The sequence below is a fragment of the Pseudoduganella sp. HUAS MS19 genome (assembly GCF_053615455.1).
The window spans coordinates 672,256-698,541 of record NZ_CM132133.1 but is presented as its reverse complement, the minus strand read 5'-3'; the positions used below and the strand labels follow the sequence as shown (position 1 = coordinate 698,541).

The following is a 26,286-nucleotide window of genomic DNA, read 5'->3' as shown; positions in this document are numbered from 1 at the left end:
AGGCGAATCCCGTGCACAAGGCGAGGAGAAGGACTAAGCGCCTCATCGCGCCTGCGGCGCCCCACCAGTCGGCTGCGCGGAAGTGGAAGTCGGCTGCGCCGGCGCCATCTGCACCGGCGGCGGCGCCATCGGCGTGGCCGGCGGCGGCGGCAGCGGCACTGGCGGCGGCTCCTGCGGCCCGCCCATGTTCATCGGCCCGACGATGCCGCCGGTCGAACTCACGCCCTGGTCGCTCATCAGGTCAAGGCGCTTCTGCACGCCGCCTTCCATCAGGATCACGTGGCGCGGCTGCACTTCCTTCACGCTGACGCCGGGCGACAATTCCGAACCGACCGGGAAGGCCTTGGCCGGCTGCCCGTCGGCCGAAATGATGGCCACGCTGCCGTGGCCGCGGGTATCGGCCACCACGCCGCGCAACTGGTAGTTGCTGACGGCTGCCAGCGCGGTATTGCCGCCAAACAGCCCGCGCGCCGCGTCCATGTTCGCTTCCAGCACCTGCGCCACCGGCACCGCCGCGATCGGGCGCTGCTTCGGCTTGAACAGCTGCATGCCCCAGTAGGCCAGCGAGGCAGACAGCACCGCGACGGCGGCCACACTGCAGATCAAAGGCAAACGTTTCAATTCAATTCTCCAGGTTCAGCGCACGAGCTGATTGATTTCGATGATCGGCATCAGCACGGCCAGCACGATCAGCAGCACCACCACGCCCATGGCCAGGATCAGCATCGGTTCCAGCAGGCCGGCGATGGTCAGCGTGCGGCGTTCCAGGTCCGATTCCTGCGCGCTGGCGGCGCGGTCCAGCATGGCGGGCAGTTCGCCGGTGATTTCGCCGGCGCGGATCATGTGGATCAGCATTGGCGGGAAGTGTTTTTGCGCCGACAGCGAACGGGCCAGGCTGGCGCCTTCGCGCACCGAGTCGCTGGCCTGCTCGACCAGCTGACGCATGGCCACGTTGGACAGCGTGTCGCGGCTGGTTTCCAGCGCGCGCAGGATCGGCACGCCGGAGCCGGTGGTGATCGCCAGCGTGCTGGCAAAGCGCGAGGTGTTCAGGCTGCGCTCGAACTTGCCGTACAGCGGCGCGGTCAGCAGCCAGGTGTGCCAGCGCAGCTTGATGTCGGGGTTTTGCAGCATGCGCCGCACCACGAAACCGCCGGCCACCAGAATGCCCAGCACGGCGAAGCCGTAGCTGCGCACGAAGTCGGAGATCGCCAGCATGATCACCGTCAGCAGCGGCAGCTTCTGCTTGGTATTGGCAAATACCGACACGATCTGCGGCACCACGTAGGTGAGCAGGAAGATCACGATCAGGAACGCCACCACGGTTACGATGGCCGGGTAGGTAAAGGCCAGCTTGACCTTCTGCACCAGCGCATTGCGCCGTTCGATATAGTCGGCAAGGCGCGACAGCACGCGCGACAACTGGCCGATCTGCTCGCCGGAAGCGACCAGCGCGCGGTAGATTTCCTGGAAGTCGCGCGGGTGGCGCGACAGCGCATCGGACAGCGAGGAGCCGCCCATCACTTCCGAGCGGATCGAGGCCACCAGGTCGCGCACGTACTGCCGTTCGGCCTGTTCCAGCAACGCGGTGAAGGCCTGCTCCAGCGGCAGCCCCGCTTCCAGCAGGCTGGCCAGCTGGCGCGTGAACAGCGCCAGTTCCGTGGTGCTGAGCTTTTCACCGAAGCCGCGCCGCGACGTGGCGCCGCTGGCGTCGACCTGCGCTGAAATGGCGTCGACCTTGATCGGCACCAGGCCTTGCGAGCGCAGGTCGGCGCGCGCGGAGCGGGCGCTGTCGGCATTGACCACGCCCTTCTTGCTGGCGCCTGCGGCATCGACGGCTTCATAGCGGAAGGCGGGCATCGCTTAGTCCTTCGTCACGCGCAGCAGTTCGGCCGGCGTGGTGATGCCCTGCTGCAGCCAGCGCTCGCCGTCCTCGCGCATGGTGGTCATGCCGCCATGCTGCTGCGCGGTGACGCGTATCTCGGCTTCCGAGGTGCGGTCGTGGATCTGGGCCCGGATATGTTCGTCCGTCTGCAGCAGCTCGTAGATGCCGACGCGGCCCTGGTAGCCGGTGTTGCCGCAATGCTCGCAGCCCACGGCCTTCCACTGCGTGCCGTCGAAAGTCTTGCAGCTCGGGCACAGCTTGCGCACCAGGCGCTGGGCCAGCACGCCAAGCAGGGACGAGGACAGCAGGAAGGGCTCGATGCCCATGTCCAGCAAACGGGTCACGGCGGCGGCGGCATCGTTGGTGTGCAGGGTAGCCAGCACCAGGTGGCCGGTCAGCGAAGCCTGCACCGCGATCTGCGCGGTTTCCAGGTCGCGGATCTCGCCGATCATGATCACGTCCGGGTCCTGGCGCAGGATGGCGCGCAGGGCCTTGGCGAAAGTCATGTCGATGCGGGCGTTGACCTGGGTCTGGCCCACGCCGTGCAGGTCGTATTCGACCGGGTCTTCCACCGTCATGATGTTGGTGGAAGTGTTGTTCAGCATGGACAGGGCGGCGTACAGCGTGGTGGTCTTGCCCGAGCCGGTCGGGCCGGTGACCAGCACGATGCCGTGCGGCTGGTTGATCAGGCTGTTGAACTGCCCCATCATCTTCTCGCTCATGCCCAGGTGCGACAGGTCGAGCCGGCCCGCTTCCTTGTCCAGCAGGCGCAATACGGCGCGTTCGCCGTGGCCGGTCGGCAGCGTGGAGACGCGCACGTCCACCGGCTTGCCGCCCACGCGCAGCGTGATGCGGCCATCCTGCGGCAGGCGCTTTTCGGCGATGTCGAGCTGCGCCATGATCTTGATACGCGAAATCAGCGAGCCGTGGATGGCCTTGCGCGGGCGCACGATGTCGCGCAGCGCGCCGTCGACGCGGAAGCGCACCACCGAGGTCTGCTCGAACGGTTCGATATGGATATCCGATGCGCCATCGCGCAGGGCTTGCGTCAGCAGCGCATTGATCATGCGGATCACCGGCGCGTCGTCGGACGATTCCAGCAAGTCTTCGATGGCCGGCACGTCCTGTAGCAGCTTGGTCAGGTCGAGGTCGGCGTCGAATTCTTCCGCCACCTGCGAGGCGTCGCCGCTGGCACTGGCATAGGCGGCGGCAATCGCCGCCTCCAGGTCGGCGCGCGACAGGTGTTTCAGGTTGATGCGGCCGAAGCGGCGCGACACCTCCGCAATGGCGGAAGCGGGCGTGGCGGCCGACATCATCACATCGACCGCATGTTCGGCTTCCGCGCTGGGCTGGGCCAGCACCAGGAAGTCGCGCGCGAAGGCGTAGGGCAGGAGGTTGGTCATCGCTTGCTTTTACTGTTGCTTCGGTTCAGGCACGGCAGGTGCGGCCGGGGCAATCGGGCGCGCCAGCTGGCCGCTGCCGGTCGGCTGGCCGTTCTGCAGCTCGGGCAGCATCGGCGAGCCCAGGTTCTTGACCGTGATGCTCGGCTCCGGCGTTGCCGCACGCTGGGTCGCCCGCATGAAGTCGTAGCGGTCGGCAGTCAGGCTCATGCCCTGCTCGCGGTTGCGCACCACCACCGGCCGCAGGAAGACCATGAGGTTGGTCTTCTTGCGTTCGCGCTTCTGGTACTTGAACAAATGGCCGATCAGCGGAATGTCGCCCAGGCCCGGCACCTTGTCGACGCCGTCGTTGGAATCGTCCTGGATCAGGCCGCCGAGCACCAGGATCTGGCCGTCGTCGGCGATGATATTGGTTTCGATGACGCGGTTCTTGAGGATCAGGCCGGCGTTATTGGTGACGTCGTCGATGCTCGAGCTTTCGTTGTAGATCGCCAGCTTGATGGTGCCCCCTTCGGAAATCTGCGGCCGCACCTTCAAGGTGATGCCGATATCCTTGCGGTCGACGGTCTGGAACGGATTATTGTTGGTGCCGGATGTGGTGGTGAACGAGCCGGTCACGATCGGCACATTCTGCCCGACCTTGATGGTGGCCACTTCATTGTCCAGCGTGAGCATGTTCGGCGTCGACAGGATATTGCTGTCGCCATCGGTGCCCAGCGCATGCGCCACGGCGCCCAGGCCCAGCCTGCCGTTTGCCAGCTGCTTGAAAATGCCCAGCGTCAGGCCGCCACCGGGCGGCTTCGCACCGTCGGTGCCGTCGATCAGCGCAGCCAGGTTGACCATGCTGTTGTTGCCGGCCCTGTCGTACGTGGTGCCGCCACCGACGCGGTAGGTGCTGCCGTCGTTGCCGCTCAGGCCGGCCCATTGCACGCCGAATTCGGACAGCTTGTTGGCATTGACCTCGACGATCATCGATTCGATATAAACCTGGGCACGGCGCACGTCGAGCTGGTCGATCACGGCGCGCAGGTTGCGGTAGACGGTCTCCGGCGCGGTGATGATCAGGGTATTGGTGGTGGCGTCGGCCTGGATGAAGCCGGCCGAACCGCCGGCACCGGAAGCCTGCGAGCCGCTGCGGCTGCCGCTTTGCAGCGCCGGGTTGCTCGGGCCGCCCTGGCCGGTGCCCGATTGCGAGGACGAGCCCAGGCCGGACTGGCCCATCTGGCTGTTGCCGCTGCCGGCGCCGCCCAGCGCATTCAGGCCGCCGCTATTGCTGCCGGACTGGCTGCTGCCGCCGTCGCCCGACACCACGGAGCGCAGCGTTTCCGCCAGCTTGGTCGCTTCGGCGTTTTTCAGGTAGACCACGTGCACATTGCCGGCCTGCGCGGTTGGCTGGTCCAGTTTCGAGATCAGGGACTTGGCCAGGTTGGCGCGTGCCGCCGACGGCGCGCGCACCACCAGCGAATTGGTGCGCGGGTCGGGTACCAGGGTCACGCGGCCGGAGTCGCCGCCGGCGCCCGGCTCCATCAGCTTGTTGATCATGGCCGCCAGGTCGCTGGCGATGGCGTAGCGCACCGGCACCACATCCAGGTCGGCCGACGACGGCGCGTCGAGCGAGGCCACGATCTTGGCCAGGCGCTTCAGGTTGTCCGAGTAGTCGGTGATGACCAGGGTGTTGTTGCCGGGGTTGGCATTGATGGTGTTGTTGGGCGTGATCAGGGGACGCAGCACGGTCACCAGGTTGGCCGAGTTCTCGTGGTTCAGGTGGAACACCTGGGTCACGATCTGGTCGCCCTGCGGGCTTTTCTGGCCGCCGACGATGGTCGGCGAGGCCTGCAGCTTGGCTTCCGCTTCCGGCACCACCTTGGCGTAGCCGTCGCCGCTGACGATGGCATAGCCCTGCAGGCGCAGCGCGGAGGCCAGCAGCTGGAAGGCCTGCGACTTGGTGATGGATTTTTCCGAGACCAGGGTCAGCGTGCCTTTGACACGCGGATCGATCAGGAAGGTGATGTTGGTGTAATGGCCGACGGCCTTGATCACCGATTCGATGTCGGCGCCGACGAAATTCAGCGCCGCTTCGTCATTGGGCTGGGCCCAGGCCGGCACCGGAGCGGCGGCAGGCGCCAGCGCACAGCACAGCAGCGCGGCAGCGCTCAGTCGGCGCAGTGCCGGGAAAGGGTTTGGGCTAGCAGTGTGTGTTTTCATTATCGGAACTCTAGTGCAATGACGTTTTTAACGCTGTTTGGCTTGCGCTGGCCCAGCATGCTTAAAAGGCCGACCAGCTGGTCTTCAAATCCTGTTGCCGCTTCCGCCTGGCCGGAAAACTGCAGGCGGCCATGCTCGAACTTCCCGGTGCCGCTTAGCAGCAGCGGCCCGCGCTGCGAATGCAGCGCCAGCGCGGCTTGCTGGCCCTTCCAGTCGAAGGCCAGCTGGTAGCTGCCCAGAGGCTTGACCGGCGTCAGGCGCGACGACATGTCCTGCATTTCCAGCGTGGTGCGCCCGTTCAGCGCCACCGCCTGCCCTGCACGCGCCAGCTGCAGCGAAGACCAGGACAGTTTCATGCGGCCGCTCGGGGCCAGCGTATTCAGCGGCGCGCCCAGCCCTGCCAGGCCGTCGGCCGGCAGCATCAGGGCTGCCGGGCTGACTTCCCAGCTGTTCCAGCCGCCGCGCAGCGATACCGGCTGCGTCAGTGCATCCGGGTTTTGCAGCTCCAGGTCGACGCTGCCGAACAGCACCAGCGGCGACAGGCGCCAGCTGAAGCGTCCCGGCAACAGCGGCGTGACTGCGCCATCCCTGCTGGCGGCGCCGCCAATGAAGGCGGAACCGCGCCACAGCGTACCTTGCGCGTCGCCCAGGGTCAAACGGCCGCCGCTCTGGCTTTCCACCACCTGCCCCATCCAGCTCGCAGGCAGAAAAACCAGCACGGTCAGGCCGGCACTGAGCACAATCGCCAACAACCACAATACTGCGCGCTTCATTGTGCGGAAGACTCCTGGCGCAGGGTCAGGTTGGCATCCACCTGACCGGCCGGTCCTTGCTGCGTGACGGTGCCTTCCTGCACGAGCACACGCTGCTCGCGGCGCATCGCATCGAGCCAGGTCACCAAACCAGGGAACGGCACCCCCTTGAATTCCACTTTAATGTAATCGCCCGTGACCGCCAGGTTTTGCGTGGCCAGGCCGGCAGCCTGCAGCCGCGCCGCCACACCTTCCTTGCTCAGGGGCTGTGGCTGGACCGGCGGCTGGGCGGCCAACTGGGCCGCCTCGCCGGACAGCGCCTGCAATTCGGCCACCTGCTGGTTCAGCAGCGGCAGCTCTTTCTGCAGTTTGGCGCGGCCGCTCAGTGCCGGGTCGACCAGCACGCCCCACACCAGGCCGAGGGCGACCACGATCGCGCCGATGGTCAGCATGCGCTGCTCTTGTTCGTTGCGCGCGCCCCACCAGGTGGCGGCGGCAGCACGATAGCCGTTGATGGTGTCGTTCAGCTTAGCCATCACTTGCCCCCTGCCTTCACCAGCCACACGCCCGGGCCGCTTTCGGTGGCGCTCATCTTGCGCTGTGCCAGCGCGGCCTGCACCTGCGCCAGCGCGCTGGCGTCGACGCTGTTCGGCTTGAATTTGACCGTCATGCTGCGTTCCTTGTATTCGATGCCCGCCACCGCCTCGCGGTTGGGCAGCACGGCCAGCGCCTCGCCCAGGAGCGCGCTCATGTTGGTGAATTCGTCGGCCGTGCCGCCGCCGCTGCTGGCGCGCGCGACGGCAATATTGCGGCGCATTTGCGCCGCCGGGTCGCCGGTGACAGGCTGGTTCGGGTAGGCGGCGCGGAATACCTGCACCATGTTCTGCTTCACAGCGTCGGCTTCGCGCTTGAGGCGCAGCCATTCCCAGTTCATGCCGACGATGTTGACCAGCACCGCCGCCACGGCGATGCGGAGCGGCCATTTCCAGCGCGCCCAGGCGCGGGCGGTGGCGCCGCTGACGGCGCCCAGGCCGGCGGCCAGGTCGAACGGCACCGCTTTGGCGGCAGCGATGCGGTGCGCCCAGTTGTCTTCCTCCAGCGTGATGCCCGGCACATTGGCCGCCGCCGCGGCATACTCGGCGCGCTGGGCCGGGGCCAGGTACAGCGTGACCGGGGCTTCGCCGGCCAGTGCGCGCAGGGTCTGCAGCGCAGGTTCGGCGGCATTGGGCAGGGTCAGGCCCAGGCCTTCGTTGGGGGCGCTGCGCAGGGTCAGCTCCAGGCCGGCATCGTCCACGCCCAGGGCGGCCGACACGCTGCCCGGCGCCAGCGGCAAACTCAGTTGCACCGGCAGCGCCGCGACGCCGTGCGCGCCTTGCGCCACCAGCGCCTTGACCAGCACTTCCAGCCAGGCGCGGTTGGCCACGGCCACCACGCGTTCGTCGCTGTCGCCGCTGGCGGGCGCCAGGGCCAGCACACAGTCGGCCGGATCGCCCAGCACCTGTTCTTCCACCAGGTTGGGCAGGGCGGCCTTCAAGCGGGCGCCCGACAGCGGCGGCATTTTGACTTTCAGCAGCGAGACATCGGCGGCGGCCAGCAGCAGCACGACGCGGCGCGCGCTCGATACCAGTTCGCCGAGGTTGCCCAGCGCGCCGGCGCCCTGCTGCATCACGTTGCCGCCATCGCCCACCAGCGCAAACTGGCAGCTCGCCGGCACGCCGTTGTCGGCGGCTGCGGCGCGGGCCGGATACCGAATGTAGAGTGTTGTCAAAGCTGGCCTTCCCTATTCCTTAAATTTCCCGTATCCACACCACGTTTGTGCCGTACTGGTCGCGATGGATCAGCGACCACGACACCAGTTCCGCCCGATCCAGCTTCACCCGGCTCATCACCAGGAAGTAGTCGCTGCGGCAATCGATATCGTTGTCCTGCAGCAGCGGCGCCTTGCCCGCGTTCTGCTTGAAGTTGACGACATTGAGGAAGGGCGCGCGCTTGCGCGCCAGCACCAGGTTCTGCCCCTCCGACAGCGACCCGTTGATCAGGGCCGCCAGCACTTCCGCCGGCGCCGTGTTGACGTTGATTGGCGTCGCAGCCGGCAGGACAACGACCAGATCACGCAGCTTGTCGATCGCCTTCTGGTCGAAGCCCGATACCGACAGCAAATCCTCCGCCCGCAGCATCTTCATCGGCTGGCCGCTGCCCGGCGGCACCGCTTCGACCTCCGGCGACGGCGGGGTTCCCGATGGCTGCTGCAGCAGGCCGGCGCCCTCGCTGCGCGCCACCTGGAGCGCCACGGCCTTGGCCAGCGCCGGATCGAGCTGCAGGATCTGCAGCAGGCGCGCAAACACCGCCACCTGCCGCTTGTTGATGCCGCCCGCCCCGGTCGTGCTGGCCAGATTCGCAAGATTGTAGCGCGATTGGGCGTCGTAATTCTGCCCGGAAATGGTCGCGTCGAAAGTTTCGCCTTCGATCTTTTCGCGTTTGACGAAATCGTCGAGCCGGGTTTCCGCCAGCGGCGTGGCCCACAGGCCGTCGGCGCGCGTCATGGTACGGCTGTCCAGCATGTCCTGGCGCAGGATAAGCCTGGCCAGATCAAGGCCCGAGCGCACGATCCAGCGCGTCTGCGAATGCAGGCGCTGGTTTTCGATCGAGCGCACCTGCACCTGCTGCTGCCAGAACAGGCTGGCCACGATGGTCACGGCCAGGGTGGTTAACAGTAGCGCCGTAACAACAGCGACACCGCGCTGGCGGGACTGGAAGCGCCGTTTCATACGGACCCCAGCAGGAAGACTTTGACCAGGGGCGCCGGCTGGCCCTGGATCTGCAAGGAGATTTCCAGCCCGGTCGGGCCTTCCGCCTTGCTTGCCAGCGCGGCCTTGATCTCCTTGCATTTCGGGTCGGCATCGTCGCACTTCGGTTCGGCAGGCGCGCTCGTGGCATTGCCCGGCTGCCGCCAGCCGCCGCCCTCCCACAGCCGGAACTCCATCCTGCTGACACCGGCCTGCAAGCCCACCATGGCCTGCTGCCCCGACTGTTCCAGGGCGGCCGTCCACAGGGCGTCCAGTTCGATCAGGTCGCGCGCACCGCGCGACTCGGTACGCGACAGCAAGCCGTCGCGGATGGTGTAGCTGACCACCTGCAGCTGCGACGCCGCATTCTCGACCAGCACGGTGCGGACAAAGACCAGGCGGTTGGCTTCGGCCAGCAGGTTCTGGCGCTCGCGCAGCAGCGGCTTGTCGGCGATCTGTTCCAGGTCGCTCTGCATCTGGGCGAAGGTGAGCTGGATGCCGCGCGTCTGTTCCATGTTCCGCGTCAGCTGCTCGCGCGAGCGCACGATGCCATCCAGCCCGCGCCAGCCCAGCACGGCCACGATGGCCAGCACGGTGATCGCCACCAGCAGTTCAATCAGGGTAAAGCCGCGCGTGTTCTTCATTCCTGCAGCACCAGTTGGTTCAGCGATGTGATGCGGCGTTGCGGTGCGCTCGCTTCGAAGACGCTCACCTCGATCCGGCGCATGCGCGGGTTCGGCAGCGTGAACACCGCTTCTTCACAAATGAAATTGAAATCGGCTTGCGGGCACTCGAAGGTGGTTTTGCCCGGCGCCGGCCACACCTTGGCCAGGCGCACCTGCACCATGCGGTTCTCGGCCGACCAGATGGCCATCATATTGGTGCGCAGGCCTTCGCTGTTCTGGGTCAGGCTGCCCATGGCGCGCAAGGCGGCGCCCAGCGCGGTGCAGACTATCAGCAGCGCCACCAGCACTTCCAGCAGGGTAAAGCCTCGTTGCCGCATTCTTCAGTCCACCGTGAAATGGCCGATGCCGTCGGCGCGGATGATGGCGCGCAAATCGCCGCTGGCCATGGTCAGCGTGAATGGGCGGTCGACCGGCTCACGGCCGAACACGATGCGCATGCTGCCCGGCACATTGGTCGGCGGGTCCAGCAGCAGCGTGATCGGGGTGAACTGGAACGGGCGTTCGCGCAGCAGGTCGTCCTGCGGCAGCGTTTCCCAGGTTTTGTCGTTACGCACCAGGAAGCGGTAACTGTCCGGCCCCGCCTCGAAGGCGATCGGCCGGTTGCGCACGATGGCTTCATCGCGCGCCAGCTGCATCAAAAGCGCGATGCGCTGCGCTTCCTTCTGCATGGCTTGCGCCTGGGACGGCGCGACATTCATCACGGTCAGGCCGAGCGTGATGCCGATGATGACCAGCACCACCAGCAGCTCGATCAGCGTGAACCCTGCCGAATGCGCAGGCGCGCGCTCAGATTTCCCAGGAACCGATATCAGCATCGTCGCCGCTGCCGCCTGGCTGGCCGTCGGCGCCATACGAGAACACATCGATTTCCCCCTTTACGCCCGGGGACAGGAACTGGTACGGGTTGCCCCAAGGGTCCTTCGGCATTTTTTCCAGGTACGGCGCCTTCCAGCCGTTGGCCGCAGGGCCGGCTGTCGGCTTGGCCATCAGGGCCTGCAGGCCCTGCTCCGTGGTCGGGTAGCGCTGGTTATCCAGCTTGTACATCTTCAGCGACTGCATGATGGTGGAGATTTCGACCTTGGCAGCGGCAGTCTTGGACTGGCCCACGCGGTCCAGCACCTTAGGCAGCACCAGTGCCGCCAGCACGCCCATGATCACGACGACCACCATGATCTCGATCAGCGTAAAACCGCCGGAGCGGCGTTTGCTTGGTTTTTGCATAAGATTCACTAAAAATTAAACTGGCAGTATAAGTGATTCAATCGTGCTTGCGGCCAATTGCGCCTGCGCGGCGCAACACTCCGTCGTTCGAACCTGCGATATTGGACGGCACGGCCGCCAGCGGCTTCACCGCCGGCGCGTCGGCGACGAAAGGCTTGATGCCCAGCGCCTCGTCCACTTCCTTAGGATAGACCACATGGCCGCGAGTGATCACGGCGGCTACCTTGCGCAGGTCTTCGATATTCCTGGTCGGGTCGCCGTCGACCAGCACCAGGTCGGCCAGCTTGCCGGTCTCGATGCTGCCCCGGTCGGCGCTGGTGCGGGTGTAGCGGGCGCCGTTGCGGGTCGCCACCTGGATCGCCTCGGCCGGGGTCAGGCCGGCTTTCACCAGCAGCGCCAGCTCCGAGTGCAGGGTGAAACCCGCCAGGTCGTCGGTGCCGGCCACGATCGGCACCCCTGCCTTGTGCAGGATGCCGACGAACTGCACCATCTTGGCGAAGGACTTCTCGTAGCGCGCCTGGGTCGCCGCATCCGGGATTTTCATGGTGCCGACGTGGAAGCCGCGCGCCACGTCGGGCGGCATATTGCCTTCCACCGCCGCCCACGGCTCGTTGACGTCGCCGTCCTTCTGCTTCAGGAAGGCGAAGGTGGCCAGGGTCGGGTCGATCACAACCTGCTTTTTCTTCAGCGTCGCGACAAAGTCTTTCACCGTCTTCGAATTGAAGTCCAGGCCCGCCACCTTTTCCGCCGGCAGGTAGAAGCGTTCCAGGCTGCGCGTCTCCACGCCGGGCTTGAACAGGAAGTTCAGCATGACCTGGTTGATGTGCTGCAGCTCGTCGTAGCCGGCGTCGAGCGCCTGCTGGGCGCGCAGGCCGGCCGGCACGTGGCCGGAGACGCGCATGCCGCGCGAGTGGGCGTACGCCACGGTATCCTTCAGGATCTCCTTCGGGAAGGAGTTGTAGATCTTGAGCTGCGGGTAGCCATGCCCGGCGTACCAGTCGATGGCGCGCCTGGATTGCTCCAGGGTTTTCACCACGAAGCCGCCGTTGGAGGAATACGAGCTTTCGCCCTCCAGGAAGCCGGTCGGCACGATCTGCGGCGCCAGCAGCTCGCCGTCGGCGACTTCGTCGATCATCATCTGCAGCTGGGCATTGTCGTTGCCCATGTCGCGCAGTGTGGTCACGCCGGCCGCCACATGCAGCGCGCCCTCCCAGCGGCCGATGTGGCCGTGCATGTCGAACAGGCCTGGCAGCATGATGCGGCCACCGGCATCGATCTCGTTGACGGCGCCGCGCAACGGCGAGCCGGCCGGCATGATGGCGGCGATGCGGCCGCGCAGCACGTACACGTCGGACGGTGCGCCGACGGTGGCCTTGTTGCTGTCGAAGATGCGGGCATTCTTCACCACGGTCAGGCCCTGCAGCGGGTGCTGCAGCTTGGCGGCCATGTCGTTCAGCATCTTCGCTTCGGCGACTTTCTGGCGCTCGGCCAGCAGCTTGCCGTTGTCCTGCCATCCCTCGACGGCGAACACATAGGTGCCCGGCTCGACGACTGCGAACAGGGAGGGATTGGCGCCCTTGGTGATCCACAGGAATTTCGGGCTCAGTCCGAGGCCGGTCTGGGCCACCAGCTGCACTTGCTGCGACTGCCCCTTGGGGCCGGTCACCTGCGCCTCATCGAGCACCACTTGCTTCAGGGTGCCGGAGGGCAGCAGCGGGATGCTGGCCGAAGGCGTCCGGGCCAGCGCGGCTATCGCGCGCGAATCCACTTCGAAGCTGCCGTTCAGCGCCACGTACACGGCCGGGCCGCTGACGTCTTTTGCGCCCTGCTCGGTAGTGGATTTCCATTGCGCCTTGCCGCCCTTGCGCTCGAATTTCTCGTCCACCACGGCGCCAAAGGTCGAATTGCCCCGGGAGTGGTAGTACGACATGGTGCCGTCCTCGGCCAGGCGGAATTCCTCCGTCAGCTCGGGGCCGCGGCCATTGTCCTTGTAAATGTAGCGGACCCTGGTCAAGCCGTCGTCGTGGCTTTCCACCACCTGCTCGCCCATCTGCTTGCCGTTGTTCTCGGAAATGATGACGTAGCGCGTGGTTTGGGTGACGGCTGCCTGCGCGCTGAACGCAGTTGCGATCGCCAGTGCCAGGACGGCGGAAACTCGCTTCATTGGTGGATCTCCTGATTATTGATGTTGTGTCCCGCACACAGGACAGGCCTCGTTGCGGGTGATGCTAATGCTGTTCCATTCCATGCGCAATCCATCGAGCAGCAGCAGGCGGCCGGACAGCGATTCGCCGATTCCCATCACCAGCTTGAGCGCTTCGGCAGCCTGCATGGCGCCGACCACGCCCACCAGCGGCGCAAACACACCCATGGTGGAACAGGCCACATCCTCGAACGGCTGGTCCTGCGGGAACAGGCAGGAGTAGCACGGCCCGGACACACGGGTATCGAACACGCTGACCTGGCCATCGAAACGGATCACGGCGCCGGATACCAGGGGCACGCGGTGCGCGACGCAGGCGCGGTTGACGGCATGGCGGGTCTTGAAGTTGTCGGTGCAATCGAGCACCACGTCGTGCTGCGCCACCAGCGCCGCCAGGCGCGCATCGTCGGCGCGTTCGACCAGGGCGTTCACCTGGCATTCAGGGTTGATGGCGTGCAGCGTGGCGCGCGCCGATTCGGCCTTGGGCTGTCCGACACGCTCCGTGGTGTGCGCAATCTGGCGCTGCAGGTTGGTCAGGTCGACGCAGTCGTGGTCGACGATGGTCAGCTGGCCGATGCCGGCCGATGCCAGGTAGAGCGCCGCCGGCGAGCCGAGCCCGCCCGCACCGATCACCAGCGCCCTGCCCTGCAAAATCGCCTGCTGCCCCTCGATGCCGATTTCGTCGAGCAGGATATGGCGCGAATAACGCAGCAGCTGCTGGTCGTTCATCTACTTCGCTGCCAGCTCAGGCCTGGCGGCCGTCTTCACCGGCAGGCCCTTGAAATGGCGCAGCGCCTGCTCCAGCTGGAAATCGTCCTTGCCGCCCAACTCGAAAGGCTTCTGCTTTTTCGCCGCGGCCAGCAGGCGCTGTTCTTCTTCCAGCTCGTCGCGGCGGATGCGGCCTTGCTTGTCCTCCCCGCCTTCGCTGTTGGCCAGGTGCTTCTGCAGGTCGGCTTCGCGCAGGCGCAGGCTGTTGATCGCATCGCCCTCCGCCGTTTCGTCCACCAGCACGTCGGGCACGATGCCCTTGGCCTGGATGCCGCGGCCGTTCGGCGTAAAGTAGCGCGCCGTGGTCAGTTTGACGGCCGAATCGGCGGTGATCTGGCGCAGCGTCTGCACCGAGCCCTTGCCGAAAGTCTGGCTGCCCATGACGATGGCGCGCTTGTAGTCCTGCAGGGCGCCGGCCACGATCTCGGAAGCGGAGGCGGAGCCGCCGTTGACCAGCACCACCATGGGCACCGTCTTCAGCGCCGCCGGCAGCTTGGCCAGCGGGTCGCCGCCGCTGCGGCTGGAATAGTTGGCCGAGGTGGCATGGAAGGCCTGCTTGGAATCGGCCAGCTGGCCGTCGGTGGACACCACCAGTGCATCCTTCGGCAGGAAAGCGGCCGATACGCCGACGGCGCCCTGCACCACGCCGCCCGGGTCGTTGCGCAGGTCCAGCACCAGGCCCTTGATGTTCGGGTGCTTGGCATACAGGGCGCTAAGCTTCTTCGCCATGTCTTCCACCGTCGGCTCCTGGAATTGCGAGATGCGCAGCCAGGCGTAGTCCGGCTCCACCATCTTCACCTTCACGCTTTGCACGCGGATCTCTTCGCGCACGATGGGAACGAGCAACGGCTTTTCTTCATCCTTGCGCGAAACCGTCAGCACCACCTTGGTGCGGGGCTCGCCGCGCATTTTCTTGATTGCCTCGTCCAGCGACAGGCCTTTCAGCGGCTGGTTGTCCAGGCGGGTAATCAGGTCGCCCGCCTTGATGCCGGCGCGCCAGGCCGGCGAATCCTCGATCGGCGCCACGACCTTGATGTTGCCGTCTTCCACGCCCACTTCGATGCCGATGCCGACAAACTTGCCGTGGATGGATTCGCGCATTTCCCTGAATGCGGTCTTATCGAGATAGGTGGAATGCGGGTCGAGGGAAGAGACCATGCCGGCGATGGCGTCCTGCAGCAGCTTCTTCTCGTCGACCTGTTCGACGTAGTCGGATTTGATCAGGCTGAAAACTTCGGACAGGGTGCGCAGTTCTTCCAGCGGCAAAGGCGTGGCAGCCTTTTGCGCCAGGGCGGAAAACTGCATCGAGACGGCTATGCCAGCCACCATACCAAGGCCGACCAGGCCCAGACTCTTCGTTTTGTTGCCCATTGATTGCTTTCCGCCGCTAGAACTTGACCCACCCGGCCGGATCTATCGGCTTGCCCTGGTGGCGCATCTCAAAGTATAAACCCGATTCTTCGTAGCCGCCGGTATTTCCGACGGTGGCGATCACCTCGCCCGCTTTCACCACGTCGCCGGCACGTTTCAGCACAGACTCGTTGTAGCCGTAGCCGCTCCAGTACTGGCCGCCGTGGTCGATGATAATGAAATTGCCGTAGCCGCGCAGCGAGGTTGCGTACACCACGCGGCCGGCAGCAACGGCGCGCACGTCGGCACCGGCGGCCGCCTTCACCACCATGCCTTTCCAGGCCACGCCGTCGGCATTCTTGCTGCCGAAGCGCTTGTCGACCTTGCCCGAAACCGGCGCCGGCAGCGCGCCTTTGAGCCTGGCAAACACCCCGTCCGGCACCACGGGCGCCAGCGCCACCTCGGATGGCCGCGGCGACTTCTCGTCGCGCTGCTCGGCAGGTTCCGGCTTGGCGGCGACCTTCGGTTCGTCTTCGGCCGGTGGCGTCCTGGGAGCCGGCTTGCCGGCTTTTTTCGCTTCCTGCGCCAGCCGCTCGCGCTCGGCCTGCGCCTTGGCGCGGGCCAGGGCGCGCGCTTCCGCCTCCGCCTTGGCCTTGGCGGCCCGTTCGGCGGCCAGCTTTTCCTGGCGCGCTTTTTCGGCGGCGGCGATGCGCGCCTGTTCTTCAATGAGCTTATTCAGCCGGTCGACCAGCGCATCGAGACGCTGGGCATCCTGCTCCATGCGGCCGGCTTGCTTGCGCTGTGCCAGCAGTTTCTTGGACAGGCTGGCCAGGGCTGCGGCGCGGCGGCCTTTTTCCTGTTCCAGCTTGGCTTTCTGCTGGCGTTCCTCCTCGGCGATTTCGTCCAGTTCCTGCTTGGCGTTCTGGGCCTCGGCCTGGTTTTCCTCGACTTTTTTCAGGTTGGCGCGCAGCGATTCGAGCAGGCGCGCCTGCGACTGCGACACATAGGCCATTAACTGCAGTTCGCGGTTGATGCGGTTGGGATTATCGCCCGACAGCAGCAGCTTGATGCGGTCCTCATTGCCGGCCACGTACTGCTCGCGCAGCAGCTTGGCCAGCTGCTGCTTCTGGGCTGCCACGGTGGCGGACAGGCGCAACTGCTCGGCAGCCAGTTCGGCCACCTTGCTGTTGAGCTGGGATTGCTCCGCCGCCAGATCGCGCAGGGTGCGGTTGGCGTCGGAAATGGCTTCCTCCGACTCGGCCAGCGTATCGGCCGCGTCTTCCTTGGCGCTTTCGGTCTTGCCGATTTCCGCCTTCAGGGTGGCCAACTTGCGCGCCAGCGCCGCCCGCTCCGTCTCGGCGGCAGCCTTTTGCTTGCTGCGCTCGCTGGGCTTGTTGGCGGCCCGGGCGGCATGGGCGCCCTGCACGGCGCCCAGCGCCAGCAGCAGGGCCAGCGCGGCGCCGCGGCAGGCGCGGCGAGTCGGATACCACGCCACGGGAATTACTTGGCCTTGCCCTGGTTGGCCACGGCAGCCTGCGCGGCAGCGATGGCGGCCGGGTCGCCCAGGTAGTAATGCTTGATCGGCTTCAGGTCGGCATCGAGTTCGTACACCAGGGGCTGGCCGTTCGGGATGTTGAGGCCGACGATGGCCTCGTCACTGATGCCGTCCAGCATCTTGATCAGGGCGCGCAGGCTGTTGCCGTGGGCCGAGATCAGGATTTGCTTGCCGGACTTGATGGCCGGGGCGATTTCCTCGTCCCAGGCCGGCATGACGCGCGCCACGGTGTCTTTCAGGCATTCGGTGAGCGGGATGGCATCCTTGGGCAAGCCGGCGTAGCGCGGGTCATGGAAGGACGTGCGGTCATCGCCGGCTTCCAGCGCTGGCGGCGGGATATCGTAGCTGCGGCGCCAGACCAGCACCTGGGCGTCGCCGAACTTGGCGGCGGTTTCGCCCTTGTCCAGGCCTTGCAAGGCACCGTAATGCCGTTCGTTCAGGCGCCAGTCATGCTTGATCGGCACGTACATCTCATCCATCTCGTCAAGCGTCAGCCACAGGGTGCGGATGGCGCGCTTGAGCACGGAGGTGTAGCACAGGTCGAAGGAGAAGCCGGCATCTTTCAGGATTTTGCCGGCAGATTTGGCTTCGTTGACGCCTTTTTCGGTCAGGTCGACATCGGTCCAGCCGGTGAAGCGATTTTCCAGGTTCCAGGTGGACTCGCCGTGACGCATGAATACGATTTTATACATAGAGCTATAACAATAGAGTTGGAAATGGGTGAAAATCGCCGCCGAAGCCACGAACAAGCATCTATTTTATAATGCGCAGATTAAGTTCAACCATTGGATTACCGTGAAATTCATCATCGACAATATTTTCCTGATCGCCATCGTCCTCCTGTCCGGCGGCGCCCTGCTGTTCCCGGTCCTGACCCAGCGCGGCAAGAAAGCCTCGCCTGCCGCCGTCACCTTGCTGATCAACCGCGGCAAGGCCGGCATCCTCGATGTGCGCGCCAAGGACAAGGCGGAAAGCCGTATCATCGATTCCAAACATATCCCGCTGGCCGAACTGGGCAACCGCATGGGTGAACTGGACAAGTTCAAAAACAAGACCCTGGTGGTGGTATGCGATAAAGGGATCAGCGCCTTCAGCGCCGCCCGCATGCTGGAAAAGTCCGGTTTCTCCGACGTGGTCGTGATGGAAGGCGGGATCGAAGCCTGGAAGTCGCAAAACCTGCCGCTGACAAAGTAAAGGAGCTGCCATGACTGCCAACGTTACCATGTACAGCACCCTGGTGTGCCCGTATTGCGTGCGCGCCGAACGTTTGCTGGAAAGCAAGGGTGTCACCGCCATCAACAAGATCCGCGTCGACCTCGACCCGGCCCAGCGCCAGCTGATGATGGAAAAGACCGGCCGCCGCACTGTCCCGCAGATCTATATCGGCGACACCCATGTTGGCGGTTTTGACGACTTGTATGCCCTGGACCAGGCGGGCGGCCTCGACCCCTTGTTAAAAGGTTAAACGCCCCCAAATACAACGGACAAGCGGGCAAAACGTTGGAAAATAAGCTAGTTTTGCTACAATTGCCGTCGCGTTTGACTTGGGCTGACCCCGTGGCCTGGACAAGCATTAACTATATAACTGATACGAAAGCGTTCCATGTCTGAAGAAAACCTGCAACCCGTGTTCCAAATCCAACGCGTCTACCTGAAAGACATGTCGCTGGAACAGCCTAACTCCCCAGCTATTTTCCTGGAACAGGAAGCCCCTTCGATCGAAGTGGCACTGGACGTTGGCGCTGAGCCGCTGTCCGAAGGCATCTTCGAGTCGACCGTGACCGTGACCGTGACTGCCAAGGTCAAGGACAAAGTCGCTTTCCTGGTTGAAGGCAAGCAAGCCGGCATCTTCGAAGCCCGCAACATTCCAGCCGAACAGCTCGATCCACTGCTGGGCATCGGCTGCCCGAACATCGTGTACCCATACCTGCGTTCGAACATCGCCGACATGATCACCCGCGCCGGTTTCCCTCCGATCCACCTGGCCGAGATCAACTTCGAAGTGTTCTACCAGCAGCGCCTGGCAGCCATCGCCCAGCAGCAAGCTGCCGAAGCCGGCGCGACCCAGGTCGAAGGCTCGGCAACCGTACAGTAATACTTCTGCGATATCATGGGGAACCACGGTTCCCCCGCATGCAAAGGCCCCAGTGGGCCTTTGCGCATTTTTAAGGTTCTGATCGATGAATTTATGCCGAATTGTCGCCCTCGCCGCCTCGCTGCTGGCCTGCGCCAGCGCCCAGGCTATCGACTACCGGTCGGTAGGCGCCAATCCTGCCGTACTGTACGGCGCCCCGTCGACCCGGGCCGCCAAGCAGTACATTGTCCCGCCCGGCGCGCCGCTGGAAATCGTGCTGACCTATGGCGAATGGGTCAAGGTGCGCGACATGGCCGGCGACCTGGCCTGGACTGAAGCCAAAGGCTTAAGCATCAAGCAACGCAATGTGATCGTGCGCGCCGCCAATACCAAGGTGCGCGGTGCGGCCGACGATACTGCGCCCGTGGTCTTCATCGCCGACAAGGGCGTGCTGCTGGAACTGGCCGAACCCGCCGCCAATGGCTGGACCAGGGTGAAACACCGCGACGGCCTGGCCGGCTACGTGCGCAGCAACGATATCTGGGGTAATTGAGCAAGATGCTGCAAGAAGGAAAACGCAAGATCAGCGTGCTGGGCGCCGGCGCCTGGGGCACCGCTGTTGCCATTGCCGTCGCCGCCCGCCACGACGTGGTGCTATGGGGCCGCAATGCCGCCGCGATGGCCGACATGGCCGCCGCCCGCGACAATACGCATTACCTGAAAGGCTATCCTTTCCCGCCGGCGCTGCAGGTGAGCGCCGACTTCGACGCGGCCGTTGCCCACGTGGGCCAGGACGGCCTGCTGATCGCCGCCTGTCCGGTAGCCGGCCTGCGCCCGCTGCTGCAGGCGCTGAAAGGCAAGCCCATCCCGAACATCGTCTGGCTGTGCAAAGGCTTCGAATACGACACCGGCATGCTGCCGCACCAGATCGCGCGCGAAGTGCTGGGGGAAGGCGTGCCGGCCGGCGCGCTGTCCGGTCCCTCGTTCGCGCAGGAAGTCGCCAAGGGCTTGCCGTGCGCGCTGACCATCGCTTCCAGCGATGCTGCGCTGTGCGAACTGGTGGTGGGCGCCGTGCATGGCGGCACCATGCGCGTCTACTGCAGTGAAGACATTGTCGGCGTGGAAGTGGGCGGCGCCGTGAAGAATGTGCTGGCCATCGCCACGGGCGTGGCCGACGGCATGGGCCTGGGCCTGAATGCCCGCGCCGCGCTGATTACGCGCGGCCTGGCCGAGATCACCCGCCTTGGCACCGCGCTGGGCGGCAATGTCGAGACGTTCATGGGCCTGACCGGCATGGGCGACCTGATCCTGACCTGCACCGGCGACCTGTCGCGCAACCGCCGCGTCGGCTTGGGCCTGGCGCAGGGCAAGACGCTGGCAACCGTCGTCAAGGAACTGGGCCATGTCGCCGAAGGCGTGCCTTGCGCCAAAGCGGTACGCGAACTGGCGCGCCGCCTCGGCGTGGAAATGCCGATCACCAACGCCGTCGCCAGCGTGCTGTTCGACGGCCTGCAGCCAGCCGACCTGGTGCAGGGCCTGCTGGCGCGCGACCCGCGCTACGAGAGCTTCAATCCGGCAGCAAAATAGTCAGCAGCAACAGGGAGTCGGCGTTCGCCTGCAAGGAATGGGGCGCGCCGCCTTCCAGGTACAGCAGTTCGCCCCCGCGCAGGATGGTCGTGCGGCCATGCGCATTGAACGACACCTCCCCTTCCAGGCATTGCAGCGTAATCTGGCCGTGCACCGCGTGTTCCGGCAAGGCGCGGCCGGCCGGCACCGTCATGCGGATCAATTCGAGCTGCTCCGTCTTGGCCAATGCGATGGAAGAAAACTGCGACAAGCTTTCACCGGCCTCGCGGCCAATCCGGACCACTTGCCCGGACGATGCATGTGGTAGCGCCATATGCCCTCCCTGGATAGCCCCCATCATAGCAGCACGGCTTAAATGGGGACGTACCCCATTTATCCTTTCTGTTCGTCGCCAATGAAGCGGTAGATGCCGGCGCCGATGCCGGCGCCGATGATCGGTGCGATCCAGAACAGCCACAGCTGCGCCACCGCCCAGCCCCCGACGTACAGCGCCACGCCGGTGCTGCGGGCCGGGTTGACCGAGGTGTTGGTGACTGGAATCGAGATCAGGTGGATCAGTGTCAGGCACAGGCCGATGGCGATCGGGGCGAAGCCGGCCGGTGCGCGCTTGTCGGTGGCGCCCAGGATCACCACCAGGAAGAAGGCGGTCATCACCACTTCCGTCACCAGGGCCGCCAGCAGGCTGTAGCCCCCTGGCGAGTGCTCGCCGTAGCCGTTGGAAGCGAAGCCGGCGCCCACGTCAAAGCCGGCCTTGCCGCTGGCGATCAGGTACAGCACGCCGCCTGCGGCAATGCCGCCCAGCACTTGCGCCACGATATAGCCCGGCAAGTCCTTGGCCGGGAAGCGGCCACCCAGCCACAGGCCGACCGACACCGCCGGATTCAAATGGCAGCCCGAAATATGCCCGATGGCGAAAGCCATGGTCAGCACCGTCAGGCCAAACGCCAGCGACACTCCGTGCAGGCCAATCCCGACGCCGGGGAAGGCCGCCGCCAGCACCGCGCTGCCGCAACCGCCCAGGACCAGCCAGAACGTCCCAAAGAATTCCGCACCCAGTTTTTGCATCTTGCGCCTCCGTTGACGATTGGTAATTGTGCAAACAGACTAACTATAACTGGCGGAAATGACAACAGTGTGATGTGTTGCACTGCGGAACACATGCGTTATCCGGCGTGCTACATTCCTAAACTTTCACAACGATAGGAATGCCATGCCCTCCTGCCTTTCCCTGCGTGCCGCCGTCGCTGCGGCATTCGCTTTCGCTTGCGGCGCCGCTGCCGCTGCGCCGACCCTGATCCAGGCTGGCACGCTGCTGGACAAACCAGGCCAAGCGCCGCGCGGCAACTCGACCCTGGTGGTGGAAGACGGCAAGATCCAGGCCGTGCTCGATGGCTTTGTCGGCGCCGAGCGCTATCCGGGCGCCAGGGTGATCGACCTGCGCCAGCGCTTCGTGCTGCCGGGCCTGATCGACAGCCATGTACACCTGGTGTCCGACCGCGCCGGGCTGGAAGGGGCGCTGGCCGGCGTGACCACCAGCGCTGCCGCCTGGGCGTATGAAGCGGAAATGAACGCCGGCAAAACGCTCAATGCCGGCTTCACCACCGTGCGCAACCTGGGCGACAGCGACCAGGGCATTACCCTGGCGCTGCGCGACGCGATCAACAAGGGCTGGGCCAGGGGCCCGCGCATCATCGATGCCGGCACGCCCATCTCCACCACTTCCGGCCATATGGACGGCCGCCTCGGCTACGCCGACTGGGTGCAGGAAGCCATCCACACCGATAACGTCTGCGACAGCGCGGAAGAATGCCGCAAGGCCATCCGCCGGCAAATCGGCCGCGGCGTGGACGTGATCAAGATCGCCACCACGGGCGGCGTAAACAGCAAGATCGGCGCCGGCGTCAACAAGCAGATGTTCGATGACGAAGCCCGGGCCCTGATCGATACCGCCCACCTGTACGGCAAGAAGGTGGCGGTGCACGCGCACGGCAAGGATGGCGTGGACCTGGCGCTGGCCATGGGCGCCGATTCGATCGAACACGGCACCTTGCTGGACGACGGCAGCGTCAAGCTGTTCCTGAAATCGGGCGCCTATTACGTCTCCACCATGTCGACCGTGAACGGCTACAAGGAGCGCCTGGCGGCCAATCCGAATGCCTACGAACCGGCCGTTCTGGAAAAGATCAAGTGGCGCATCGGCATTACCGGCAAATCCTTCAAGCTGGCGCATAAGAGCGGCGTGAAGATCGCGTTCGGCACCGATGCCGGCGTGTCCAGGCACGGCCGCAATGCCGACGAATTCGAGTACATGGTGGAATTCGGCATGACGCCGGCCGAAGCGATCAAAGCCGCCACGGTCAATGCCGCCGACCTGCTGGGCGTATCCGCCGTGGCCGGGACGCTGGAAGCGGGCAAGGCAGCCGACATCATCGCCGTCGACGGCGACCCGCTGAAGGACGTCAATGTCCTGAAGCAGGTGCCGTTCGTCATGGCGGCGGGCAAAGTCTTCAAGCAGGAATGAGGTACACGCAAATTTCGCTTGCGTTACCGAAGTAATTGCAATAAATTCAATCCATGAGCAAGAATTCGTTCGTGGAGATGAACTGCCCCATCGCCCAGACCCTTGAACAGGTGGGCGAATGGTGGACTTTTGTCATCTTGCGCAACGCGTTCTGCGGCATGAGCCGCTTCCAGGATTTCCAGCGCCACCTCGGCATCAGCACCAGCATCCTGGCGCGGCGGCTGGAGAAGCTGGTCGGGAACGGCATCCTGCTGCGCCAACCCTCCGCCGAAGACGCGCGCATCGTCCATTACCGCCTGACGGAAAAGGGCCGCGCCCTCGCCCCCGTCCTGGCGGCCATGACCCTGTGGGGCGAGCAATGGGCGCCGCATCCGGACGGCGCGCGCCTGACCATGGTGGAAAAGGCCACCGGCCTGCCGGTGGCCGGCGTCGGCATCCGCGCGGCCGATGGACGCGAGCTGCAACCCGAGCAAATCGAGACGGTGGCCGGCCCCGGCGCCGATGACAAGACGCACGCCCTGATGCGCATGAGAGAGGAGACTGCATGAGCGCTGAACAAGCCTGGCTGAAGTCCTACCCCGATGGCATTCCCGCCACCATCGATCCCGAGCTGTATGGCTCCCTGCCGCACCTGCTGGAGGAATCGTTCTCCCGCTACTCCGAACGCAAGGCTTATGCCTGCATGGGCAGCACCATGGGTTATCGCGAGTGGGACCGCCATTCGCGCAACCTGGCTGCCTGGCTGCAACAGCGCGGCCTGCACAAAGGTGCGCGTGTCGCGGTGATGATGCCCAACGTGTTGCAGTATCCGATCGCGGTGGCGGCCGTGCTGAGGGCGGGCTACACGGTGGTCAACGTTAATCCGCTCTATACCGCGCGCGAGCTCGAACACCAGCTGGCCGACTCCGGCGCGCAAGCGATCTTCATCCTCGAGAACTTCGCCACCACGCTGGAGAAGGTGCTGCCGCACACCCAGATCAAGCATATCGTCGTGGCCAGCATGGGCGACATGCTGGGTTTCGGCAAAGGCGCGCTGGTCAACTTTGTCGTGCGCAGCGTGAAGAAACTGGTGCCCGCATTCAGCCTGCCGGATGCGCTGCCGTTCCGCGCGGCCTTGCGCGCCGGCGCCGCTCAGGAGCTGCGCAAGCCCGACCTGGCTCACGACGACATCGCCTTCCTGCAATACACAGGAGGCACCACCGGCCTGTCGAAAGGCGCCATGCTGACTCACCGCAATGTGATTGCCAATATGCTGCAAAACGATGCCTGGGCCGGGCCGGCATTGCTCAAGGAGCGCGATGGCAAGCAGGTCGTGACGGTGTGCGCGCTGCCGCTGTATCACATCCTCGCGCTGAATGCCTGCATGCTGATGGGCGCGCGCTGGGGCGCGATGAACCTGCTGGTGCCGAACCCGCGCGACATGGCGGGCTTTGCGAAGGAACTGGCCAAGTACCGCGTCAACTTCTTCCCGGGCGTGAACACCTTGTTCAATGCCTTGCTGAACCAGCCCGAACTGGCCAAGGTCGATTTTTCCGGATTGCGCATTACGCTCGGCGGCGGCATGGCGGTGCAGCAGGTGGTCAGCGAGCGCTGGCTGAAGCTGACCGGCAGCCCGATCCTGGAAGGCTACGGCCTGTCCGAAACCTCGCCCACGGCCACGCTGTGCCGCCCGGACCAGCAAGGCTTCAGCGGCACCATCGGCCTGCCTGTGCCGTCCACCGAGGTGGCGATCCTCGACGACGACGGCAAGCCGCTGCCGTTCGGCCAGCCGGGCGAAATCGCAATCCGCGGCCCGCAAGTGATGGCCGGCTACTGGCGGCGGCCGAGTGAAACCGCGAGCGTCATGACCCCTTCCGGATATTTCAAGTCGGGCGACATCGGCATCATGGATGAGCAGGGCTATGTGCGCATTGTCGACCGCAAGAAGGACATGATCCTGGTCTCCGGCTTCAACGTCTACCCGACCGAAGTGGAGTGCGTCGTGGCAGCCCATCCGATGGTCATGGAATGCGCCTGCATCGGCGTACCCGATGCCAACTCGGGCGAGGCCGTCAAGCTGTTCGTCGTGCGCAGGGACTCTTCGCTCACCGGCGAGCAGCTGATGGACTACTGCAAGCAGCAGCTCACCGCGTATAAGAAGCCGAAGCACATCGAGTTCCGCGACAGCCTGCCCAAGTCCAACGTCGGCAAGATCTTGCGTCGTGAATTGCGCGATGCTCCGCACGAAGAGAAAGCGGTCGCATAATGATCGCCGCCGCTTGATGGCTTCCTTCAGGGTTTGTCCTTATGGAAAATCTCCGCTAACGGCGCCTATAATGGCCGGGCGAACCGGCACGCCATTGCCGCCCCCGGAGATAACACATGAAATTCCTGATCGTCGCCAGCGCGGCCGCCGCCCTGCCGGCCTTTGCCAGCGCCAACCGCCATAGGCACACATGATCTTCGTCTGGGGCAGGAAGGCCGTCCACACCCACGCCGGCTACGTCGCCGATTTCTGCCCGGTATGCCGGGCAGCCCGCGCATTCTCGGTGCAGCGAATCGGCATGGCCTGGCACGTGTACTACATCACCCTGACCAAAGGCGAGCTGGCTGGATACCAGCGCACCTGCTGCGATTGCGGCATGGTGCTGCCAATGGAAGTCGGGCACTACACCAAGTTAAGCGCCGAGCAGCTGCCACTGGTGCAGTTGGAGCAAACGACCAATCCCCATCTGTCGATCCGCCACGCCGATGCACTTGCCGCCGCTGCGCGCCTGCGCGAGGCGCCGTTGCTGATCGATGCGTCGGAACGTCGCCGCCAGCTCGATGCCGCACTGCGCCTGCAGGCCGATGCGCTCGACGAGTTCGAGGCGGCCACGCGCCTCGACCGCGAAGTGTGGTGGACGATCGGCGGGGCATTTGCGTTTTGCGGACTGGTGCTGGCAGCGCTGCGCCAGCAGGCGCCGGAAAACATGGACACCGGTTTCATCATCGCCTTTTTCCTCAGCCTGGGCGCCGTCGCCTGGCAATTGAGCCAGATGGGAGAACGCTTCCTGCGCCGCGCCATCCTGCCCAAGCTGGCCCGTTCGCTGGCGCCACTGCAGCCAAGCACGACCGAACTCGACGAAGCGTTCGAACGCATGCGCGAGCAAGGCCGCAAGCTGGCCAAACGCTTGGACAGCGCAAGCATCGAGCAAGCCATTTCCGCCCTGCGCCGCTAAGAGGCCGTTTCAAGATGGGCGTGGCTAGGCGCGGCGACGAAGACAGTGCGCCTGCACGGCAAGGAGCCGCAACAACGCCACGGCCATTTTGAAACT

28 protein-coding genes are annotated in these 26,286 nt (G+C 65.1%); 9 read left to right on the top strand and 19 right to left on the bottom strand.

The annotated features are described in order from the left end of the window. Positions 1 to 42: 42 nt before the first annotated feature. The 17 genes from ACWBU6_RS03290 to gpmA are packed head-to-tail and all read right to left on the bottom strand — an operon-like array spanning position 43 to position 17,500. A complete protein-coding gene (locus tag ACWBU6_RS03290; protein ID WP_452647449.1) occupies positions 43 to 621 on the bottom strand; it encodes a type II secretion system protein N in 579 nt (192 codons plus the stop codon). A 15-nt stretch (positions 622 to 636) separates the two neighbouring features. Further along, a complete protein-coding gene (gene gspF / locus ACWBU6_RS03285) occupies positions 637 to 1,857 on the bottom strand; it encodes a type II secretion system inner membrane protein GspF (protein WP_452647448.1) in 1,221 nt (406 codons plus the stop codon). Positions 1,858 to 1,860: 3 nt separating this feature from the next. Continuing rightward, a complete protein-coding gene (gspE, locus tag ACWBU6_RS03280; protein WP_452647447.1) occupies positions 1,861 to 3,285 on the bottom strand; it encodes a type II secretion system ATPase GspE in 1,425 nt (474 codons plus the stop codon). Between the two features lie 9 nt (positions 3,286 to 3,294). Then, on the bottom strand, positions 3,295 to 5,487 hold the full coding sequence (gspD, locus tag ACWBU6_RS03275) for a type II secretion system secretin GspD (RefSeq protein ID WP_452647446.1): 2,193 nt from the start codon (positions 5,485 to 5,487) through the stop codon (positions 3,295 to 3,297). Continuing rightward, positions 5,487 to 6,260: a type II secretion system protein N gene (locus ACWBU6_RS03270; RefSeq protein ID WP_452647445.1), complete on the bottom strand. Its 774-nt coding sequence runs from the start codon at positions 6,258 to 6,260 to the stop codon at positions 5,487 to 5,489. Before ACWBU6_RS03270 ends, gspD begins: the two co-directional genes overlap by 1 nt. After that, positions 6,257 to 6,775: a type II secretion system protein GspM gene (gspM, locus tag ACWBU6_RS03265; protein WP_452647444.1), complete on the bottom strand. Its 519-nt coding sequence runs from the start codon at positions 6,773 to 6,775 to the stop codon at positions 6,257 to 6,259. Before gspM ends, ACWBU6_RS03270 begins: the two co-directional genes overlap by 4 nt. Next, entirely contained in the window at positions 6,775 to 8,007 is a 1,233-nt protein-coding gene (gene gspL, locus ACWBU6_RS03260) for a type II secretion system protein GspL (RefSeq protein ID WP_452647443.1), read from the bottom strand. The genes gspM and gspL overlap by 1 nt, the downstream gene beginning before the upstream one ends. A 19-nt stretch (positions 8,008 to 8,026) precedes the next feature. Further along, positions 8,027 to 9,007: a type II secretion system minor pseudopilin GspK gene (gene gspK / locus ACWBU6_RS03255; protein ID WP_452647442.1), complete on the bottom strand. Its 981-nt coding sequence runs from the start codon at positions 9,005 to 9,007 to the stop codon at positions 8,027 to 8,029. After that, entirely contained in the window at positions 9,004 to 9,669 is a 666-nt protein-coding gene (locus ACWBU6_RS03250) for a PulJ/GspJ family protein (protein ID WP_452647441.1), read from the bottom strand. The genes gspK and ACWBU6_RS03250 overlap by 4 nt, the downstream gene beginning before the upstream one ends. Beyond that, positions 9,666 to 10,028 carry a type II secretion system minor pseudopilin GspI gene (gene gspI, locus ACWBU6_RS03245; RefSeq protein WP_452647440.1) on the bottom strand — a complete coding sequence of 121 codons (363 nt, stop codon included), beginning with the start codon at positions 10,026 to 10,028 and terminating at the stop codon, positions 9,666 to 9,668. Before gspI ends, ACWBU6_RS03250 begins: the two co-directional genes overlap by 4 nt. Before the next feature lie 3 nt (positions 10,029 to 10,031). Further along, the gene (locus tag ACWBU6_RS03240) at positions 10,032 to 10,526 is read right to left on the bottom strand and encodes a GspH/FimT family pseudopilin (protein ID WP_452649520.1); all 495 of its coding nucleotides are present in this window, start codon (positions 10,524 to 10,526) and stop codon (positions 10,032 to 10,034) included. Then, positions 10,498 to 10,932 (bottom strand): type II secretion system major pseudopilin GspG, encoded by a 435-nt coding sequence (gene gspG / locus ACWBU6_RS03235; RefSeq protein WP_452647439.1) that lies wholly within the window; start codon positions 10,930 to 10,932, stop codon positions 10,498 to 10,500. The genes ACWBU6_RS03240 and gspG overlap by 29 nt, the downstream gene beginning before the upstream one ends. A gap of 37 nt (positions 10,933 to 10,969) precedes the next feature. Then, positions 10,970 to 13,096 (bottom strand): amidohydrolase family protein, encoded by a 2,127-nt coding sequence (locus ACWBU6_RS03230; RefSeq protein ID WP_452647438.1) that lies wholly within the window; start codon positions 13,094 to 13,096, stop codon positions 10,970 to 10,972. A 15-nt stretch (positions 13,097 to 13,111) separates the two neighbouring features. Continuing rightward, positions 13,112 to 13,864, bottom strand: a complete 753-nt coding sequence (locus ACWBU6_RS03225) for a HesA/MoeB/ThiF family protein (protein ID WP_452647437.1) — start codon at positions 13,862 to 13,864, stop codon at positions 13,112 to 13,114. Continuing rightward, positions 13,865 to 15,274 (bottom strand): S41 family peptidase, encoded by a 1,410-nt coding sequence (locus tag ACWBU6_RS03220; RefSeq protein ID WP_452647436.1) that lies wholly within the window; start codon positions 15,272 to 15,274, stop codon positions 13,865 to 13,867. It abuts the gene before it with no gap. Positions 15,275 to 15,290: 16 nt separating this feature from the next. Then, positions 15,291 to 16,748 carry a peptidoglycan DD-metalloendopeptidase family protein gene (locus ACWBU6_RS03215; protein ID WP_452647435.1) on the bottom strand — a complete coding sequence of 486 codons (1,458 nt, stop codon included), beginning with the start codon at positions 16,746 to 16,748 and terminating at the stop codon, positions 15,291 to 15,293. A 5-nt stretch (positions 16,749 to 16,753) separates the two neighbouring features. After that, positions 16,754 to 17,500 (bottom strand): 2,3-diphosphoglycerate-dependent phosphoglycerate mutase, encoded by a 747-nt coding sequence (gpmA, locus tag ACWBU6_RS03210; protein ID WP_452647434.1) that lies wholly within the window; start codon positions 17,498 to 17,500, stop codon positions 16,754 to 16,756. Between the two features lie 103 nt (positions 17,501 to 17,603). Here gpmA and ACWBU6_RS03205 point away from each other — a divergent pair, with 103 nt between their 5' ends. From ACWBU6_RS03205 to ACWBU6_RS03185, 5 genes are all read left to right on the top strand, one after another. Beyond that, complete coding sequence (locus ACWBU6_RS03205) at positions 17,604 to 18,002, top strand: rhodanese-like domain-containing protein (protein WP_452647433.1); 399 nt, start codon at positions 17,604 to 17,606, stop codon at positions 18,000 to 18,002. Positions 18,003 to 18,012: 10 nt separating this feature from the next. Further along, entirely contained in the window at positions 18,013 to 18,273 is a 261-nt protein-coding gene (gene grxC, locus ACWBU6_RS03200; RefSeq protein ID WP_057265991.1) for a glutaredoxin 3, read from the top strand. 138 nt (positions 18,274 to 18,411) lie between these two features. Continuing rightward, positions 18,412 to 18,903, top strand: a complete 492-nt coding sequence (secB, locus tag ACWBU6_RS03195; RefSeq protein WP_452647432.1) for a protein-export chaperone SecB — start codon at positions 18,412 to 18,414, stop codon at positions 18,901 to 18,903. 85 nt (positions 18,904 to 18,988) lie between these two features. After that, on the top strand, positions 18,989 to 19,435 hold the full coding sequence (locus ACWBU6_RS03190; protein ID WP_452647431.1) for an SH3 domain-containing protein: 447 nt from the start codon (positions 18,989 to 18,991) through the stop codon (positions 19,433 to 19,435). 5 nt (positions 19,436 to 19,440) lie between these two features. Then, positions 19,441 to 20,469 carry an NAD(P)H-dependent glycerol-3-phosphate dehydrogenase gene (locus tag ACWBU6_RS03185; protein WP_452647430.1) on the top strand — a complete coding sequence of 343 codons (1,029 nt, stop codon included), beginning with the start codon at positions 19,441 to 19,443 and terminating at the stop codon, positions 20,467 to 20,469. On the opposite strand, the gene ACWBU6_RS03180 is transcribed toward ACWBU6_RS03185, so the two are convergent. After that, the gene (locus ACWBU6_RS03180) at positions 20,450 to 20,782 is read right to left on the bottom strand and encodes a cupin domain-containing protein (protein ID WP_452647429.1); all 333 of its coding nucleotides are present in this window, start codon (positions 20,780 to 20,782) and stop codon (positions 20,450 to 20,452) included. The two genes, ACWBU6_RS03185 and ACWBU6_RS03180, sit on opposite strands and share 20 nt — an antisense overlap. A 59-nt stretch (positions 20,783 to 20,841) precedes the next feature. Then, positions 20,842 to 21,534 (bottom strand): aquaporin Z, encoded by a 693-nt coding sequence (aqpZ, locus tag ACWBU6_RS03175; RefSeq protein WP_452647428.1) that lies wholly within the window; start codon positions 21,532 to 21,534, stop codon positions 20,842 to 20,844. A gap of 145 nt (positions 21,535 to 21,679) precedes the next feature. Here aqpZ and ACWBU6_RS03170 point away from each other — a divergent pair, with 145 nt between their 5' ends. The 4 genes from ACWBU6_RS03170 (at position 21,680) to ACWBU6_RS03155 (ending at position 26,190) form a co-directional block, all read left to right on the top strand. Beyond that, on the top strand, positions 21,680 to 22,990 hold the full coding sequence (locus ACWBU6_RS03170) for an amidohydrolase family protein (RefSeq protein WP_452647427.1): 1,311 nt from the start codon (positions 21,680 to 21,682) through the stop codon (positions 22,988 to 22,990). Positions 22,991 to 23,043: 53 nt separating this feature from the next. Beyond that, on the top strand, positions 23,044 to 23,538 hold the full coding sequence (locus tag ACWBU6_RS03165; RefSeq protein WP_452647426.1) for a winged helix-turn-helix transcriptional regulator: 495 nt from the start codon (positions 23,044 to 23,046) through the stop codon (positions 23,536 to 23,538). After that, positions 23,535 to 25,235 (top strand): long-chain-fatty-acid--CoA ligase, encoded by a 1,701-nt coding sequence (locus ACWBU6_RS03160; RefSeq protein ID WP_452647425.1) that lies wholly within the window; start codon positions 23,535 to 23,537, stop codon positions 25,233 to 25,235. Before ACWBU6_RS03165 ends, ACWBU6_RS03160 begins: the two co-directional genes overlap by 4 nt. Before the next feature lie 190 nt (positions 25,236 to 25,425). Further along, a complete protein-coding gene (locus ACWBU6_RS03155; RefSeq protein WP_452647424.1) occupies positions 25,426 to 26,190 on the top strand; it encodes a hypothetical protein in 765 nt (254 codons plus the stop codon). Positions 26,191 to 26,286: the final 96 nt, after the last annotated feature.

Bases quoted from the DNA above. Each gene is read 5' to 3' on its own strand.
- gspF (WP_452647448.1), bottom strand. From the start codon at position 1,857: ATGCCCGCCTTCCGCTATGAAGCCGTCGATGCCGCAGGCGCCAGCAAG.
- gspE (WP_452647447.1), bottom strand. From the start codon at position 3,285: ATGACCAACCTCCTGCCCTACGCCTTCGCGCGCGACTTCCTGGTGCTG.
- gspD (WP_452647446.1), bottom strand. From the start codon at position 5,487: ATGAAAACACACACTGCTAGCCCAAACCCTTTCCCGGCACTGCGCCGA.
- ACWBU6_RS03270 (WP_452647445.1), bottom strand. From the start codon at position 6,260: ATGAAGCGCGCAGTATTGTGGTTGTTGGCGATTGTGCTCAGTGCCGGC.
- gspM (WP_452647444.1), bottom strand. From the start codon at position 6,775: ATGGCTAAGCTGAACGACACCATCAACGGCTATCGTGCTGCCGCCGCC.
- gspK (WP_452647442.1), bottom strand. From the start codon at position 9,007: ATGAAACGGCGCTTCCAGTCCCGCCAGCGCGGTGTCGCTGTTGTTACG.
- ACWBU6_RS03250 (WP_452647441.1), bottom strand. From the start codon at position 9,669: ATGAAGAACACGCGCGGCTTTACCCTGATTGAACTGCTGGTGGCGATC.
- gspI (WP_452647440.1), bottom strand. From the start codon at position 10,028: ATGCGGCAACGAGGCTTTACCCTGCTGGAAGTGCTGGTGGCGCTGCTG.
- ACWBU6_RS03240 (WP_452649520.1), bottom strand. From the start codon at position 10,526: ATGCTGATATCGGTTCCTGGGAAATCTGAGCGCGCGCCTGCGCATTCG.
- gspG (WP_452647439.1), bottom strand. From the start codon at position 10,932: ATGCAAAAACCAAGCAAACGCCGCTCCGGCGGTTTTACGCTGATCGAG.
- ACWBU6_RS03230 (WP_452647438.1), bottom strand. From the start codon at position 13,096: ATGAAGCGAGTTTCCGCCGTCCTGGCACTGGCGATCGCAACTGCGTTC.
- ACWBU6_RS03225 (WP_452647437.1), bottom strand. From the start codon at position 13,864: ATGAACGACCAGCAGCTGCTGCGTTATTCGCGCCATATCCTGCTCGAC.
- ACWBU6_RS03220 (WP_452647436.1), bottom strand. From the start codon at position 15,274: ATGGGCAACAAAACGAAGAGTCTGGGCCTGGTCGGCCTTGGTATGGTG.
- gpmA (WP_452647434.1), bottom strand. From the start codon at position 17,500: ATGTATAAAATCGTATTCATGCGTCACGGCGAGTCCACCTGGAACCTG.
- grxC (WP_057265991.1), top strand. From the start codon at position 18,013: ATGACTGCCAACGTTACCATGTACAGCACCCTGGTGTGCCCGTATTGC.
- secB (WP_452647432.1), top strand. From the start codon at position 18,412: ATGTCTGAAGAAAACCTGCAACCCGTGTTCCAAATCCAACGCGTCTAC.
- ACWBU6_RS03190 (WP_452647431.1), top strand. From the start codon at position 18,989: ATGAATTTATGCCGAATTGTCGCCCTCGCCGCCTCGCTGCTGGCCTGC.
- ACWBU6_RS03185 (WP_452647430.1), top strand. From the start codon at position 19,441: ATGCTGCAAGAAGGAAAACGCAAGATCAGCGTGCTGGGCGCCGGCGCC.
- ACWBU6_RS03180 (WP_452647429.1), bottom strand. From the start codon at position 20,782: ATGGCGCTACCACATGCATCGTCCGGGCAAGTGGTCCGGATTGGCCGC.
- aqpZ (WP_452647428.1), bottom strand. From the start codon at position 21,534: ATGCAAAAACTGGGTGCGGAATTCTTTGGGACGTTCTGGCTGGTCCTG.
- ACWBU6_RS03170 (WP_452647427.1), top strand. From the start codon at position 21,680: ATGCCCTCCTGCCTTTCCCTGCGTGCCGCCGTCGCTGCGGCATTCGCT.
- ACWBU6_RS03165 (WP_452647426.1), top strand. From the start codon at position 23,044: ATGAGCAAGAATTCGTTCGTGGAGATGAACTGCCCCATCGCCCAGACC.
- ACWBU6_RS03160 (WP_452647425.1), top strand. From the start codon at position 23,535: ATGAGCGCTGAACAAGCCTGGCTGAAGTCCTACCCCGATGGCATTCCC.
- ACWBU6_RS03155 (WP_452647424.1), top strand. From the start codon at position 25,426: ATGATCTTCGTCTGGGGCAGGAAGGCCGTCCACACCCACGCCGGCTAC.